Origin of the sequence: Pantoea sp. GM_Pan_4, assembly GCF_026541005.1 — a bacterium.
Classification (GTDB): Bacteria; Pseudomonadota; Gammaproteobacteria; order Enterobacterales; family Enterobacteriaceae; genus Pantoea; species Pantoea dispersa.
Window position 1 is genome coordinate 1 of the sequence record NZ_JALNUZ010000001.1, and the last position, 16045, is coordinate 16045.

Annotated in this window: 14 protein-coding genes; 5 read left to right on the top strand and 9 right to left on the bottom strand. The window is 59.6% G+C overall.

The genetic code is table 11. The annotated features are described in order from the left end of the window. Nucleotides 1-115: 115 nt before the first annotated feature. On the bottom strand, nt 116-1207 hold the full coding sequence (gene chaA / locus OXR61_RS00005; RefSeq protein WP_021508693.1) for a sodium-potassium/proton antiporter ChaA: 1092 nt from the start codon (nt 1205-1207) through the stop codon (nt 116-118). Nucleotides 1208-1576: 369 nt separating this feature from the next. Here chaA and chaB point away from each other — a divergent pair, with 369 nt between their 5' ends. Then, nucleotides 1577-1807 (top strand): putative cation transport regulator ChaB, encoded by a 231-nt coding sequence (gene chaB / locus OXR61_RS00010; protein ID WP_021313035.1) that lies wholly within the window; start codon nt 1577-1579, stop codon nt 1805-1807. A 238-nt stretch (nt 1808-2045) separates the two neighbouring features. Beyond that, nucleotides 2046-2717 carry a gamma-glutamylcyclotransferase gene (locus OXR61_RS00015; protein WP_021508695.1) on the top strand — a complete coding sequence of 224 codons (672 nt, stop codon included), beginning with the start codon at nt 2046-2048 and terminating at the stop codon, nt 2715-2717. 2 nt (nt 2718-2719) lie between these two features. Here OXR61_RS00015 and OXR61_RS00020 read toward each other — a convergent pair whose 3' ends face one another. From OXR61_RS00020 to OXR61_RS00055, 8 genes are all read right to left on the bottom strand, one after another. Beyond that, a complete protein-coding gene (locus OXR61_RS00020) occupies nt 2720-4135 on the bottom strand; it encodes a serine/threonine-protein kinase (protein ID WP_058771211.1) in 1416 nt (471 codons plus the stop codon). A 66-nt stretch (nt 4136-4201) separates the two neighbouring features. Beyond that, nucleotides 4202-5152 carry a hypothetical protein gene (locus OXR61_RS00025; RefSeq protein ID WP_021509946.1) on the bottom strand — a complete coding sequence of 317 codons (951 nt, stop codon included), beginning with the start codon at nt 5150-5152 and terminating at the stop codon, nt 4202-4204. A gap of 14 nt (nt 5153-5166) precedes the next feature. Next, nucleotides 5167-5943 (bottom strand): PP2C family serine/threonine-protein phosphatase, encoded by a 777-nt coding sequence (locus OXR61_RS00030; protein ID WP_021509947.1) that lies wholly within the window; start codon nt 5941-5943, stop codon nt 5167-5169. Continuing rightward, nucleotides 5940-7070 (bottom strand): type VI secretion system-associated FHA domain protein TagH, encoded by a 1131-nt coding sequence (gene tagH / locus OXR61_RS00035; RefSeq protein WP_021509948.1) that lies wholly within the window; start codon nt 7068-7070, stop codon nt 5940-5942. The genes OXR61_RS00030 and tagH overlap by 4 nt, the downstream gene beginning before the upstream one ends. A gap of 33 nt (nt 7071-7103) precedes the next feature. Continuing rightward, nucleotides 7104-7802, bottom strand: coding sequence for a type VI secretion system-associated protein TagF (gene tagF / locus OXR61_RS00040; RefSeq protein WP_021509949.1), 699 nt, complete (start codon nt 7800-7802; stop codon nt 7104-7106). Between the two features lie 13 nt (nt 7803-7815). After that, nucleotides 7816-9930 (bottom strand): type VI secretion system membrane subunit TssM, encoded by a 2115-nt coding sequence (gene tssM, locus OXR61_RS00045; protein ID WP_021509950.1) that lies wholly within the window; start codon nt 9928-9930, stop codon nt 7816-7818. Next, entirely contained in the window at nt 9930-11141 is a 1212-nt protein-coding gene (gene icmH, locus OXR61_RS00050) for a type IVB secretion system protein IcmH/DotU (protein ID WP_021509951.1), read from the bottom strand. Before icmH ends, tssM begins: the two co-directional genes overlap by 1 nt. Nucleotides 11142-11226: 85 nt before the next feature. Then, complete coding sequence (locus tag OXR61_RS00055) at nt 11227-11718, bottom strand: hypothetical protein (RefSeq protein ID WP_021509952.1); 492 nt, start codon at nt 11716-11718, stop codon at nt 11227-11229. A 640-nt stretch (nt 11719-12358) separates the two neighbouring features. Here OXR61_RS00055 and flhB point away from each other — a divergent pair. Genes flhB through OXR61_RS00070 form a run of 3 tightly spaced genes read left to right on the top strand, consistent with a single transcriptional unit; the run spans nt 12359 to nt 15997 of the window. Then, the gene (gene flhB / locus OXR61_RS00060) at nt 12359-13510 is read left to right on the top strand and encodes a flagellar biosynthesis protein FlhB (RefSeq protein WP_021509953.1); all 1152 of its coding nucleotides are present in this window, start codon (nt 12359-12361) and stop codon (nt 13508-13510) included. Beyond that, a complete protein-coding gene (gene flhA, locus OXR61_RS00065; RefSeq protein WP_125310400.1) occupies nt 13503-15590 on the top strand; it encodes a flagellar biosynthesis protein FlhA in 2088 nt (695 codons plus the stop codon). Before flhB ends, flhA begins: the two co-directional genes overlap by 8 nt. Then, entirely contained in the window at nt 15590-15997 is a 408-nt protein-coding gene (locus OXR61_RS00070; protein WP_104093213.1) for a flagellar protein FlhE, read from the top strand. The genes flhA and OXR61_RS00070 overlap by 1 nt, the downstream gene beginning before the upstream one ends. The last annotated feature ends 48 nt before the right edge of the window (nt 15998-16045 follow it).

Genomic DNA, 16045 nt, shown 5'->3' on the forward strand with positions numbered 1-16045 from the left:
TTTATGCGCACCCTACATTGTACGGTCGCCGTTCATGACGACCGATACACCTGATGCGCATGAATGCGCACCCTGCGCTGTAGGGTGCCATTTATGGCGACCACTTAATTCCACGTTACAGCATAATCGTCAGCAGATAGCCGGCAAACAGGGCCAGATGTGCTGCGCCGTTGAGCACGTTGGTGCGGCCCGTGGAGAACGATATGTGGCACAGAATCAGCACCGCGCTCATCACCACCATATGCGGCGGCTCAAGGCCGAAAATCAATTGCTGACCGGTCAGGGTGGCGATAATGGTCACCGTCGGCACCGTCAATGAAATAGTGGCCAGCACCGAACCGAAAAACAGGTTCATCGCGCGCTGCACCTGATTCATCAGCACCGCCTTGATTGCGCCCAGACCTTCCGGCGACAGAATCAGCAGCGCGACGAGGAAACCGGTAAACTGCTCCGGCGCGTTCATTTCAGTAAGCAGCATTTCCAGCGAGTTGGCGTTCATCTTGGTCACGCTGATCACCGCAATCAGATGCACAATCAGCCACGCGGTGTGCCACAGCGAGCTGTGCGCGGAAGGTTTGCCGTGATGCGGGTCGCCATCATCGCTCTCGTCTTCATGCTCGTAAACAAACAGGCTCTGGTGGGTTTTGGTCTGAATCAGCAGGAACACGCCGTACATCGCCGCAGAGATCGCCGCAATGATCAGCGCCTGCGCGGTGGTGAAATTGCCGCCGGGCAGGGCATTAGGAAACACCAGCACCAGAATCGCCAGCGGGAAAATGGCGATCATGTACTGCTTCACGCCGGCCAGGTTAACGTACTGGGTGGCAAATTTACGCCCGCCTAGCAGCAGGGCACAGCCCACCAGTCCGGCGGTAACGATCATGATGATGGAGTAGAGCGTATCGCGCATCAGCGCGGGCGCTGCATCGCCGGTCGCCATCAGCGCCGAAATCAGGCTCACTTCCAGAATGACCACTGACAGGCTGAGGATCAGCGAGCCGTAGGGTTCACCTAACCGGTGCGCCAGAACGTCGGCGTGACGTACTACGCTGAAGGCGCTGCTTAAAATCGCCACCAGCGCCAGCAGATTGATGCCGATTACCGGCAGAAGCGCTGTCTGGCCGCCAAAAAAGCTCAGCACCGCCAGCGCCAGAATCGGGAAAATCAGCGAATACTCGCTGTGTCGGGTCTTCTCATGTCCAGCCATGCGCCATCCTCTTCGGCAAAAAGAACAAAAACAGGCAATTGCTGCCTGATAAATATAGTGACTCATCTGACGAAGCGCAGTGTAACTTTTCACCACTGCTCACGCAGATTTTTTACGCGTTTTTACTTTTTGTCATTTTTACCTGAACGAAGTGAAATTAGCGCTAATCAGCGAATTAACCCTTTTCATCAGCAGGTTAAGAGTGCGTGTTTCTCATCTATCCTGCGTGAAAGGAGCAAGAACAGAACTGAATCATCTGGCCTTATCCTCACTACCCGCCTTATTTGCTGGCAGAAGTATGAAATAGCAGGTTTGCGTTTTTGCCGTTCTCTTCCAGACTTATACAGGGAACCTGAAACAGGAGGAACTATGCCTTATTCATCGAACCGGGAACTGCCGGACAGCGTGCGCCACGTGCTGCCGGGCCATGCGCAAACCATCTACCAAAAGGCGTTTAACAGCGCCTGGGATCAGTATAAAGATGAAGACGATCGTCGCGGTGATGAATCGCGCGAGCAGGTGGCACACAAAGTCGCCTGGGCGGCGGTCAAAAAAGAGTACGCCAAAGGCGAGGACGACAAGTGGCATCCTAAACACTAGCTCCCGCGCGGGCCACTGCGGCCCGCTTCACACTTCTCCGCGCTTCGTTCAAGAATCCTGCCAGGCAGCCGATGCTATTTACAGATAATTTCCCCTTTGTGATCGGGGTCAATCTTGAAACGTTTATGGCAAATGCATTACTGTCTTGTCTTAAGTCGACGCCGCGGGCGCCGCCTGTAAAATCGCAGATTCAGGGAGCCATATCGACAGGAAGGTCAGCGCAGTAGAGGAGATCGCAGTGTTAACCCGGGAATTCTTACTAAAAGCGGATTGCAAAACTTCATTTGGTGATATTGACGAAGCGCTGCTGTGGAGCTGTGAGAAGCGCGCCGCGTCGCTCTGCGCCACACTTGCCTGTCGTCCCGATCAAAGCCCGGTGTGGATCTTCGGCTACGGTTCCCTGATGTGGAACCCGGTCTTTGAAGCGGAAGAGGTGGCGACCGGACGGCTTGAGGGCTGGCATCGTGCCTTTTGCCTGCGACTGACCGCCGGACGCGGCACCGTTGCCGCACCGGGACGGATGCTGGCGCTGAAAGAGGGCGGTTCTACCAGTGGTCTGGCGTTTCGCCTGCCGGAAGCGCGCCTGCATGAAGAGCTTGAGCTGCTGTGGAAACGGGAAATGATCACCGGCTGCTATCTGCCCACCTGGTGTGAACTGACGCTGGAGGATGGCCGCACGGTTACGGCGCTGGTGTTTATCATGGATCCGCGTCATCCGCTGTATGAAGCCGACTCCTGCCGCAGCACCATTGCTCCGCTGATCGCTCAGGCCAGCGGTCCGCTCGGCAGCAACGCGCAGTATCTGTTCTCGCTGGAACAGGAATTGGGCAAACGCGGCATGCAGGAAGAGGCGTTAACGCGCCTGGCGGCCGAAGTGCGCGCGCTGCAGCAGAGCGCCGCGCGCGGCTAACCTTAATTACCCGGATTAATCAGCCAGGTGCCCGGCTGGTTAATCGTCAGCATCTGGCTGCGCACCTGGCTGCCGTGATGCACTTCAATACGATAGCTGCCTGCCGCCAGATTCAGCGAGGCGAAACCGCTGCTGGCGGGTTTCACATCCTTCGCTTCACCGTTCAGCACGATATTTTCCCCTGCCTGCAACTGCAGATAAACCGTCGCCATGGTTGGTGCGCTGCTGGCGGGCGCGCTGCCCGCTGATGGGGTCGCCGCCGGGGCGCTGCTGGCCGCCACCGGCGGTGCGTCGCTCGGGCGATTGGCTTTCCACACCACGACCACCACGGCAAGCAACGCCACGGCAGCGGCGGCGAGCAGGGCAGGCGACAAACGGCGCACATTGCGCGGCGTCACCGGTTCAATCGCGGCGGCGGCATGATTAACCGCCATTACCTGCGGTTCCGGCACGGCCGCTACCGGCTCCGGCACGGGCTGGCTCTCCGCGGTCACCGGGAAGGTCGTCACCAGCGCTTCGACATCGCTCACCGGCAGATCGATCAGCCGGGCAAAAGCATCAATACTCTGCGGACGGTCTTCCGGCTTCATCGCCAGCGCGCAGTCGATCGCGTGCAGCAGCGGCAGCGAATACCCCTCAGGCTTGCGCTCCACCAGCGGCTGGTAGTTATCTTCAATGCAGCGCACCACGCTGACCGGCGGCGCGTGGCCGGTGATCAGCGTATGCAGCACCGCGCCCAGCGCGTAGATATCGGTCCAGGGTCCCTGTTCGACTTCCCCCTCTTCGCTGTACTGCTCAATCGGCGCGAAGCCCGGCTTGAGCATGATCTCGGTTTCATCCGACAGGTTGCCAATCTCTTTGCGCGCCGAGCCAAAGTCGAGCAGCACCGGCAGCTGGTTTTCCTGAATCTGAATGTTATCGAGCGAAATATCACGATGCAGGTAACCGGCGGTGTGAATGGTGTTGATGGCACCAAACAGCGGCGGCAACAGACGGCGAATCCACGCTTCGTCAATGCTGTCCGGGCTGGTGAGCTGCCACTCTTTCAGCGTCATGCCGCTGTAGTAGAGCGTGCCCATGTAAGCCGTGCCGTTCTCTTCCCAGAAGCGCAGGACGTGCAGCAGACCGGGATGATTGAAGCGCGCTAGCAGCCGTGCCTCCTGAATAAAGCTGTTGCGTCCGGCATTAAACAGTTTCTGGAAGCGCTCGCCGCGCAGTTCCAGCGCCAGATCCGCACCGCGTACCGCCAGTGACACCGGCATGTACTCTTTGATGGCGATAGTGCGTTCCAGCTGATGATCCCAGGCGCGATAGACAATGCCAAAGCCGCCGCCGCCGATCACTTCCTTGATTTCAAACTCGTTAAACCGGTAGCCCGCAGGCAGGGCATTGGGGGTATGATTTTCGTTTGCCGACATAGTGAGCTCTCTGAACACGTCCTGTAGCGCCCCGTCACGCCGGTGACGGCGGGCAACAACCGCTAATTAATTAATGTTACGCCAGGCACCAATTGCCGGATCGGCCAGATCGGCGTGCAGGGTGTCAATCAGTAACACAGTCACTTTTTGCTGTGGCATAAACTGCGGCGACCAGATGCCGCGTAAGCTATCAACCCGCGATTTCACCGCTTCGCTATCCGTGCCGGTGTTTTTATCCATTTTAATCAGCAGCGTGCCGCTGAAGCGCCAGACGTGCTGCTGAGCATCAAACGCCAGCACCAGCCAGCTATCGCTGGCATCGGGCCGCGTGACAATCATGCGCTGTTTGTTCACCGCCACCACCTCCAGCGGCGCGCGGGTCAGCGTAAGATCGGCGATGGGATAACCCTGCAGGAAGGTTACCGTCTGGCTGCGCGTTTTGCCGTCACTCAGCAGCGTCATCGCCGCCGGACCTTCCAGCCAGCCCTCGGTTGAGCAATGCTGCTGCGGGTTCTCAGGGATAAACAGCGAACCGCCGTTTTCATCCCACCAGGTACGGAAATGGCAGCCGCCGGGCAGGGCGAAGTGCTGCAGCGGCGTGCTGTCGGCCGGACGCGATAAATCCAGCGGCGCTGCGGTATTGGCGCTGGCGCTGGCGGTCGCGTCGTTAAGGATGATCGGCCGCCAGTTCTGTAGTTTTGCCGCGCTGCCGTTAGCCAGCACGCTGCCCTCTTTGCTGGTCATCTGCCAGGGGATCTCATCCAGCAGGCCACACTGGTTCGCCAGCAGCGTGCCGACGCGCGGCAGGAAGCTGGTAAGAATGCTGGTGTCGCTGCTTTTACCGGATACGATGCGCAGCGGCAGCGTCTCTTTACACCAGTCGTCGGGCGCATTACTGGCAACGTTATCGATATAGACTTCCAGCGACAGGCTGGGCGAGTAGACCACCCGGTAATCTTCCGCCTGCGCATTCAGGGCCAGTAACAGGGCGGCAACGCCCGGCAACCACAGTTTCATAATGATCCTTGCAATCAATAACGTGACGGCAGAAAACGTGCCGCATCAGCCTGGGAATAAAGCAGCGTCGCGTCCTGCGGTTCGCCAATCCAGATTGCCAGAGCGCTGAGATTGTCGCTTTTAACACTGCGGTTTACGGCCTGTTCCATCAATGCCAGCCACTCTTCGCAGGCGTTTACCATGCGCAGTGCCTGTTCCATTTCGTCGGTGGTGAGGTTGAGCCAGAAACCGTCGGTACAGACCAGAAATGCGTCACCATCGGTCAGCTCAATCACCTCGCTGAAGGTGGCCGGTCGGGCCGGCTCAATACCCAGCGCATTATAAAGTAAATTACTGTTAATGCCGGTATTTTCATAGCCGGCTTCGCGCAGCTGCTGCGCCAGACTGTGGTCACGCGTCACCTGATGCAGCACCCCGTGGCGGAAGTGATAAACCCGGCTATCACCAGCGTGCGCCCACCATGCGCGCTGCGTTGTGCGGTCAATAAACAGGGCGGCAAGGGTGGTGCTCATGCGCGAAAAATTCGGATTGTTCCCCTGGGCGCTGACCAGCGTTTGCTGACACTTTTCAATCGCCGCGCGCGTACTCTCCAGCGTGAACGTGTCGCCTTGCTGCAGCTGCGTCAGCAGGGTATCGCGCACCAGCTGGGCGGCATAATCGCCGCCGGGCAGACCGGCCACGCCGTCGCACACCAGAAAACAGGCTTTCTGTTCATCGACTTCGGCACCGGTGCGATCCTGGTTTTCGTCACGCATACCCTGCTGGCAGCGGCTGGCAAACTTCATCTTCATGCGTCTTCGGTCCGCGTCTGGGAATCTTTGTACTGATTCACTTCCATGTCGTAGGCATGCAGAAAGGCTTCACCAAACAGGGTGTGGAAGTCATCTTCAATCTCGCCCGCAGTGCGCTGATAGTGACGGAGAAAATAGTCCCACAGCGCCGCTTTGCGTCCGCCGCTAAACGGCATCTTAGGCAGCACGCCGTCTTTGCGCGCTTCCTCTTCCAGACGCTGCGGATTAAACGACTGCAGCATCGCGGCAATGATGGCGCGAATGCCGGCAATCATTCCCAGCTGATGCGCCTGTAAATCCACCAGCGCATCGCGCACCGCTGCTTCCGGTGGCATAAAGCCAGGCATCTGGCTCTGGTACATTTGCATCAGCACGGTTTTGCCGGAAGGCAGAATTTTAAACGGGTTGTTGGCTTCGTTAAGGATCATCGTCATGTCGGCTTTCACGCCGCGCTTGAGGATGGAGCGCGAAGAGAGCAGGGCAACCGTACCCTGCGAAAACAGGCTGAGCATGCGGCCAGTGACGCGCATCTGCTCTTCGGTGATCGGCGTCTGGTGGCCATTATTCAGGCCCATGCCTTCCAGCAGCGCGGCGATCAGTTTGTCCTGATCGACGCCTGCCAGCACGGCTGGCATCACGGGCGCATCGCTTTGCGGATCGATCGCCAGGCGTGCGTCCGGGCGGCGTTCGTGACGCGGACTGTCACTCTGTGACAGCACTTCCGGTTCCGGCACGCTTTCGTCCTGCTGCATACCCAGCGGATCGGCGGCGCTGTCAGCAAAAAACGCCAGCGGATCATCCTGCGGTGCGTTCTGACACGCCGGGTCGCGCACTTCCAGGCCATATTCGCCAATCTGCAGCGTATCGCCGTGGCGCAGCCGCACCTGCGAGCCGCGCTGCAGCGCCACGCCGTTCAGCACCACTGAAGTGACGCTGCCCTGATTGGTCAGGCGGCACTCGCCGTCTGGCGACAGGTGCACCAGCGCCTGCAGGCGCGAGATAGCGCGCGATTCGTCGGGCAGCACCAGGTCGTTATCCTGGCTGCGGCCAATGGTCCCGCCAGGCGGGCTAAACGCGACGGTTTTGGCGGGCACATCCGTATTGCACTGCACAATGGTAAATTGCATGAGTCATCCCGTTAACAAGGCAAGCGCACTGGCCTACTCAAACATCGGTGGATAGAGGCCATTACGTCCCGGCTGGGCACCCGCCGCCGGGTTAAACAATAACGAAAAAAGTTGCGCGGTGAGCGGGCCACTGTGTTTATGCGTGGCGTGGGCAAAGCCGTCACTGCGATTACTCCACCAGTAGCTAATGTGCTGTTGGGGATCAAAACGGTCGGCCACTTCACGCCAGCTCAGGGTGCAGGGCAAATCGTCAAAACCAATCACATCCATGATGTCGCTGCGCTGCTTATCCGGCAGCAGCAGCGGAGCCAGCTGCTGAATCTGCGTCTCCAGCGCGTCCGGGCTGAGGCGATCGCGCACCGCCTGCCACAGCAGCGCGCCGAGTTCCTGATACCAGTCGCCGGAGATCGCCAGTTGTGAAGCATGCCACGCGCTGAGCGGAATGCTGTGCAGCGCCAGCAGCGGCCACGCACGGCCGACGCGATCGCACGAGGGCAGCAGACAGCCCAGCTGCACCTGCTGGCGCAGCGGCGATAGCGGCAGGACAAAATTCCATACCGGCGCGCGTAAAAACTGTTGCGTGCTGGCCTCTTCCTGCTGATGCCAGTGGATTAAGCCTTGTTGAAACCAGTGGCTCCACGGCGTCACCGTGGCTTCACTGAGCCGCTGGCGCAGAAAATCACCGGTGGCCGGTAATTTGCCATACCAGCCCGGCGCGGTGTAACTCGCCATGGTTACCTCACCATTACTCACTGTGTCCGGTCAATCGCTGCGATACGGTGTGTGGCGCAACCGCCAGCATACGGCCATTCTGACCGGCATTTTTCAGATTTTCCGCAAGCTTACGCATCATCAGCGCATTGTCGCGCGCATAAGGCGACGACTGAATCTGCTGATCGAGCAGCTGGCTAAGGTGCCAGTCAAGCTGCTGCAGATCGCGCGCGCTGACGTTGTCCGGCAGCGTGCGCTGCAGATTTTGCATCAGCCAGCCGCGCAGAAATTCGCCGTCATAGTTACGCGGCTGATACAACATCTGATAAGCGCGCAGCGCATTGCGGCTGTAGTCATTGTCGGTGCCGGGATCGTCACGCAGCAGGTTGGTAATTTGCTGGGCCACGCGCGGCAGCAGTAAAGACTTAAGCGCATTTTGATAAAGCACCCATGCGGCATCGCTCACCTGGTTACCGCGATACAGTCCAGCGCGCATGGTAAGCGGTGGATTGTCGAGAGAAAAATGCGCCGACAGCGGCAGTTTCACCAGATTATTTAAGAAGGGTAGCAGATCAAAAATATTATCGGCTGGCTGATGAATAACCTGCTGACTTTGCGCGGTAATCGGCCCGATACGCGCCGCGACCTGATCGAGATAACGCTGATTCTGCACGTAGCTGGTGAGCCATAAACCGGAGAGCAGCACCAGCGCGCCGGTGAGCGCGCCGTAACCGATCCAGTGCAGCAGCCGGTTACGATACTCCCAGTGACGGTTGCTGCCGGCGAGGCCGCTTTCGCGGAACACCAGGTCGCTTAACAGGTCGCGAATAAAGAAGCTCTGGCCTTTGGTACCCGGAATCGGATTGCTGCGGTTAACGCTGTCCCACGCGGCAAGGCTCGACTCGCCGGTGTGTGGCAGCTGTAGCTTACGGTTGAGTTCGCCCATGATGCGGTCAAACGGCAGACCTTCCTGGGTACCGCTGGTGAAGAACAGGCCGCGCGCCGACCAGGCAATCTCATCCTGATGGCGGGAAAACACCACGTCGAGATATTCGTTGAGTAACGGACGCAGCGAACTGAACTCCTGCGGGAACAGAAAGCTGTCGGCGCGCTGGGTGAGATCGCGCTCGCCGGCCATCACGTCGGCCAGCTGCTGCTGCAGACGCTGCTCCAGCTGCTGAAAGCGCTCGCTAAAGCTGCGGTGCCAGTCATCTTTATGCGGCTTGCCCGGTTCCCACGGGAAGGTGAAGCCCCAGATGGCATCGCGCTGTGGCTTACTCAGGTTGCCGTAAAAGCTCATAAACCCTTTAAGCAGGTCGGTTTTGGTGACCATCACATACACCGGGAAATGAATGCCGGTCTGCTGATGCAGCTCAACCATGCGGCTGCGCAGCGCGCTGGCCTGGGCGTGACGTGCTTCGGCGGAATCGGTCAGCAGGTCGGCCACGCTGATGGTCATGATCACGCCGTTGATCGGCTGGCGCGTGCGGTAGCGCTTAAGCAGTTTTATGAAGTTGTGCCACTCGGCGCCGTCGCGCGCGCGCTGGCTCTCCTGCAGTGCGTAACGGCCCGCGGTGTCGATTAAGACTGCGCTGTCGGTGAACCACCAGTCGCAGTGACGCGTGCCGCCGACGCCGCGTACCGCCTCTTTGCCGAGGCTGTCAGTTAACGGAAACTCCAGGCCAGCATTCAGCAGCGCGGTGGTTTTACCGGCGCCGGGCGCGCCGATCATCACGTACCACGGCAGCTGATACAGATAGTGACTCTGAAAACGCGCCAGCCAGCTTTTCTGATGCCGGCGACCAAACTGGGTGCGTTTCAGCCGCAGCGCCGCTTCACTGAAGCGCTGGGTCAGCAGCGTCTCGGTCGCCTGGCGATCGGACGCTTCTTCGTGACTCATTTCCTGCAGGCGATTGAGCAGCTTGCTGTTAAACCAGCCGCGCCAGATGGCGGGAATAAACTGGAACAGCACCCAGCAGAAATAGAGCAGGCCGACCGCCAGCTGGCGCGGGAATACCGGCTCCAGTGGACGGGTGTCACCCCAGCTCCACAGCGGACCGAGCATCCACAGCACGCAGCTCAGCGCCGTGACGCCAATCAGGCCCCACAGCAGGCGATGGGTTAACAGATGTTGGAGTGATGCGCGCATCACTGGCCTCCCTGATGATTGCCGAGGGTTTCCGGTGCCGCAAACAGGGTGATCTCCACCCGGCGATTGCGGGCGCGGTTTTCATTGCTGTCATTGGGTAAGAGCGGATTGCTGTCGCCGCGGCCTTCGGCTTTAACGCTGTGACCGTCCGCCAGCTGCGTATTCAGCAGTTGCGTAACGGCACGGGCGCGGGCGAAGGAGAATTCATAGCTGGAGGCGAACCGACCATCCACCGGACGATTATCGGTATAGACCGATACCAGCACCGTGCCTTTTACCGTCTTCATCGCGCTGGCCACGTGCGCCAGCAGCGCGCGGCCAACCTGGTTCACCACCGTACCGTCCGGCGCAAACAGCTTGTCCGCAGGGATGATCACTTTGCTGCCAAAGGCACCGTCGCTCACTTCCAGCTGGCCTGCGGCAATCACATCGTTAAGACGCTGATGCAGATCGAGCAGCGCCTGCGGTGAGGTGGGGCGGCGCCCCGGCATGATTTGTGGCAGCGGGGTTTGATAGATGGCGCGCAGCAGCGGTTCGGCCGCATTGCCCAGCCGCCAGTTGAGCCCGCTGTAGATCAGACAGGCAATCAACGTAGCCAGCGTGACGCAGGCCCACAGTGGCACCATTGGTCGCGTCAGGGTGCTGACCAGCGGATGGACTTCCACCAGCGGCGCGCGCGGTGGTGGTGCCGGGCGGATTTCCGCAATCAGCTGCGCCAGCCGTTTACGGATGCCTTCACACTGCGCGCGTCCGCTGTCGCTGCCGCGATAGCGCCCTTCGTAGCCCAGCAGCAGGCAGTAGTGAATCACTTCCAGCAGCCATAAATGCTGCTGCGGGCTTTGCGACACGCGCGATAGCAGCTGGAACACTTTTTCGCCGCCCCAGCTTTCGTTATGAAAGGTCACCAGCATGCCGTTGCCGGACCAGACGCCGCGCGTGCCCCAGGGGGTTTGCGCCGCCGCTTCGTCCAGCACGCTACACAGGCAGTAGCGTGCACCGATGATCATCTCAAACGGCAAACCCGCCTGCTTGCAGCGTTGCTCGAACTGGCGGATCTCTTCAATCAGTAGCTGACGCAGGCCAGCGGGATCGTCGTGCGTCGCCGCCTGCCGTATACGCACGACGGCATTCAGAATCGGGGCTGCGGCATTCAGCAAAAGGTTATCGTTGCCCGCGACAATGCCATCGCGGGCAAGGGAGTCCTGAGTCATTAAATCTCGATTATCCTGGCAATAACGGAACGGTTAGCCCGCAAAGCAGCGGTGTGCTGCGGGCAATATGCGCCGGATTGCATCATCAGTCTAAGATCCAGGTCGCGGTATCATTTGTGCGGCATGCTTTACTAGCGCCGCCCACGGCCACGCAGACCTGTTTAGTACGACGGGGACGCGGCCGGTCGCTGCGCAGCGTGGCGTCATAGCGGCTGCTCTCCACGCCAGCTTTGGGGGGCACATAGCCAATCAGCTGACCGCTGGGTTCTTCTGCAATCGCCAGCCAGTTGTGCTCGACGCGACCCAGCACCTCAAAGGTTTGGGCGTTATCAAGATAACGCACCACTTTGCCGCCGTAATCCGGCAGGGTCATCACAGAGGCGGCATACAGCGCGCGAAAGCTCTCATTCACCGGGGTAAATTCACCGGGTGCTGCCACTGCATGACGATGAACCAGTTTTACGCCGTTCACTTCGCTGGTGACCAGGGTGTCATCCGTCACGGGCGGTGGAGGCGCTTTACATCCCGCCAGCGTTAAAGCCGCCAGCAGCGTTAGCAAGAGACTCTTATTCACCATGATCCTCAAATTTTCATCAGTATCGCTGCAGAGTTGTATCCGGCACGCACTTAGCGGGCGGGCAGATTATGCAGTGAGAAGGCCACTAAAAAACAGTCAAATTACAGAAAGATAGTGCTGACTTAAGTCTACCTAAGACTTTTGAGAATTCAAACCATTGCACCGCGGCAAATCCCGTGCTACCGGGCGAAAAAACGCCTTAACGGCACGCCACGATCGTTCTGGCTGGGATGATAGATAAGCTGCATTAATTTATTTGCGTAAGCAAGCGCGGCTGGCGTGCGGCGCGACATTTGCCCCCTGATGGTGCTTAGGGGAATTGGTAAATAAGATTTATCTATTTTTTAGATGAAAAAAGATTGCGCGGCGAAACAATTTTAAGATTTTCGGAATTTCCGGGCGCAGCCGCGCCGATAACCCAGCCAGTCCGGCACGGCTTTTGCTTGGCTGCGCCACTTAATCCGTAATGAGCAGCAAAGGTCGCGGAACCGTGCGCTGGTGATTGGCCCGCACCAGGTTAGCGCAGGGCCTGATTTCACTTATGGCTAAATAAACCCATCTTTTTCTCGCTTAATCCGCGCTTTAGACCCGAAGGGTTTTGGCATCCTATGCTCAGAATTCCTGCCAGCTGAGGTATGTCGTGGCTGAAGAGAGCAACGAGGACAAAACAGAATCGCCCACCCCCCACCGACTTGAGAAAGCACGGCAGGAGGGGCAGATTCCGCGTTCGCGCGAGCTGACTTCGGTACTGATGCTGCTGGCCGGGCTGCTGATCATCTGGCTGGGCGGCCACAATATGGCGCAACGGCTGGCCAGCATGGTGGCCACCGGCTTCCGCTTTGACCACGGCATGGTCAACGACGATAAAATTATCGTCTCGCACATCGGCAACCTGGTGATGCAGGCGGTGATCGCGCTGCTGCCGCTGATGGCCGGGCTGGTGATCGTTGCCATCGCCGCGCCGATGATTCTGGGCGGAATCAACATCAGCGGAAAATCCATCAAATTCGATTTTAAAAAGCTCAACCCGTTACCGGGCATTGCGCGCATGTTCTCCGGTCAGACGTGGGCGGAACTGGTGAAGGCGATCCTCAAAGCGGTGCTGGTGGCACTGGTGGCTGGCTGGTATCTGTGGAGTCACTGGCAGGAGATGCTGCGTCTAATGAGCGAATCGCCGGTGAATGCGCTGCAGCATGGCCTGTCGATGACCGCCATCAGCTGTGCGCTGGTGATGCTGGGACTGATCCCGATGGTTGGCTTTGATGTGTTCTGGCAGCTCTACAGCTACTTCAAAAAGCTGCGCATGACGCGCCAGGAAATTCGCGATGAACACAAGCAGAACGAGGGCGATCCGCACGTTAAAGGGCGTATCCGCCAGGCGATGCGTGCCGCCGCCCGCCGCCGCATGATGGCCGACGTGCCGAAGGCGGACGTCATCGTGACTAACCCGACGCACTACTCGGTGGCGCTGCAGTATCAGGAAGGCAAGATGAGTGCGCCGAAAGTGATTGCCAAAGGCGCCGGTGACATTGCCCTGCGCATTCGTGAAATAGCAAAAGAGCACCGCGTACCGATTCTGGAAGCGCCGCCGCTGGCGCGTGCGCTCTATCGTCATACGGAAATTGGCCAGTTTATTCCCGGCGCGCTCTATGCCGCCGTGGCAGAAGTGCTGGCGTGGGTCTGGCAGCTGCGACGCTGGAAGCGCGAAGGCGGCCTGATTCCAAACAAACCAAAACATCTGCCGGTCCCGGCAGAGATGGACTTTGCAGGAGAGAACACCAACCATGGCTAATCTGGCCGAAAAGCTGCGTTTACCGGGCAATTTTAAAGACACGCAATGGCAGGTGCTGGCTGGTCCGGTGCTGATCATGCTGATCCTGTCGATGATGGTATTGCCGCTGCCGGCGTTCATCCTTGACCTGCTGTTTACCTTCAACATTGCGCTGTCCATCATGGTGCTGCTGGTGGCGATGTTCACCCAGCGCACGCTGGAATTCGCTGCCTTCCCGACCATTTTGCTGTTCTCAACGCTGCTGCGTCTGGCGCTGAATGTCGCCTCAACGCGTATCATCCTGCTCGAAGGGCATACGGGTGCTGATGCCGCCGGGCGCGTGGTTGAAGCCTTTGGTCACTTCCTCGTCGGCGGTAATTTCGCCATTGGTATCGTGGTATTCATCATCCTGGTGATCATCAACTTCATGGTCATCACCAAAGGTGCCGGACGTATCGCCGAAGTGGGCGCGCGTTTCGTGCTGGATGGTATGCCCGGCAAGCAGATGGCGATCGATGCCGATTTGAACGCTGGCCTGATTGGTGAAGACGAAGCCAAACGCCGGCGCGCCGAGGTGACCCAGGAAGCGGATTTCTACGGCTCGATGGACGGTGCCAGTAAGTTTGTGCGCGGCGACGCCATCGCCGGCATCCTGATCATGGTGATCAACGTGATCGGTGGTCTGCTGGTGGGCGTGGTGCAGCACGGTATGGATCTCGGCCATGCCGGGGAAACCTATACGCTGCTGACCATCGGTGACGGCCTGGTGGCGCAGATCCCGGCGCTGGTGATCTCTACCGCTGCCGGTGTCATCGTTACCCGCGTCAGCACCGATCAGGACGTCGGCGAACAGATGGTGGGCCAGCTGTTTAACAATCCGCGCGTGCTGATGCTGAGCGCCGGCGTGATTGGCCTGCTGGGCCTGGTGCCCGGCATGCCGAACTTTGTGTTCCTGCTGTTCACCGCGGCGCTGCTCGGCCTGGCCTGGTGGCTGCGCGGCCGCGAAATGCAGCCGAAGAAGCAAAGTGAAGCCTCCAGCGTGGTGAAAACGCAGGAGACGCCGGCCACGGTCGAAGCCTCATGGACCGACGTCCAGCTGGAAGATTCGCTCGGCATGGAAGTGGGCTATCGCCTGATTCCGATGGTCGATCATCTGCAAAACGGCGAGCTGCTCGGGCGTATCCGCAGTATCCGTAAAAAGGTGGCGCAGGAGGTCGGCTTCCTGCCGCCGGTGGTGCACATTCGTGACAACATGGAGCTGCCGCCGGCGCGCTATCGCATCCTGATGAAGGGCGTGGAGATTGGCAGCGGCGATGCTTATCCGGGACGCTGGATGGCGATCAACCCGGGCACGGCGGCGGGCACGCTGCCGGGTGAAGCGACAGTTGACCCGGCGTTTGGCCTCGCGGCCATCTGGATCGACAGCGCGCTGAAAGAGCAGGCACAGATTCAGGGCTACACCGTGGTGGAAGCCAGTACCGTGGTGGCGACCCACCTTAATCACCTGATCGGCCAGTACGCCAGCGAGCTGTTTGGGCGTCAGGAAGCGCAGCAGCTGCTGGACCGCGTCACCCAGGAGATGCCAAAGCTGACGGAAGATCTGGTGCCGGGCGTGATCACCCTGACCACGCTGCACAAAGTGCTGCAAAATCTGCTGACCGAGCGCGTTTCGATCCGCGACATGCGCACCATTATCGAAACGCTGGCCGAACATGCGCCGGTGCAGAACGATCCGCAGGAACTGACCAGCGTGGTACGCGTCGCGCTGGGCCGTGCGATTACCCAGCAGTGGTTCCCGGGCAACGGCGAAGTGCAGGTGATTGGACTGGATGCCACACTGGAGCGTCTGCTGCTGCAGGCGCTGCAGGGCGGTGGCGGTCTGGAACCGGGTCTTGCCGATCGACTGCTGATGCAGGCGCAGGCCGCGCTGCAGCAGCAGGAGATGACCGGTGCGCCGCCGGTGCTGCTGGTTAACCATCCGCTGCGGGCGCTGCTGGCGCGCTTCCTGCGCCGCAACCTGCCGCAGCTGGTGGTGCTGTCCAATATGGAGCTGACCGATAACCGGCAGATCCGCATGACTGCTACCATAGGCGGCAAATAATGCGCGGCGTGACGCTCTCATGGCTGCTGGCGGCGCTGCTGGCGCTGCCGCTAACGGGCAAAGCCGCCAGCGGTGCGTGGCAGGCCAGCGCCAGCGGCCCAAGCCTTGGCGTGCGCGGCAACTGGCTGCTGTCGCCGGCGCTTAAAGCGCCCTCGGCGGCTGCAGGGACTATTTCGCTGGTGAACTGGCGCTACACGCTGAGCCGCCCTGCACCATCAGGGCTGGTGGTGCGGCTGTGCGCCAGCCAGCGCTGCGTGGAGCTGGACGGCGCCAGCGGCAGCACACGCGGGCTCGCCAACGTGGCAGCCGATGAAACGCTGCATCTGGCTTTCGGATTTCAGGGGCAGGGCGCGTTGCCGCCCGGCCTGCGGGTGGTGAGCAGTGAAGTGATGGTCAATTACCAATAGCAAATAGCCAATAGCCAATAAAAAACCCGCCGCAGCGGGTTTTTTTAG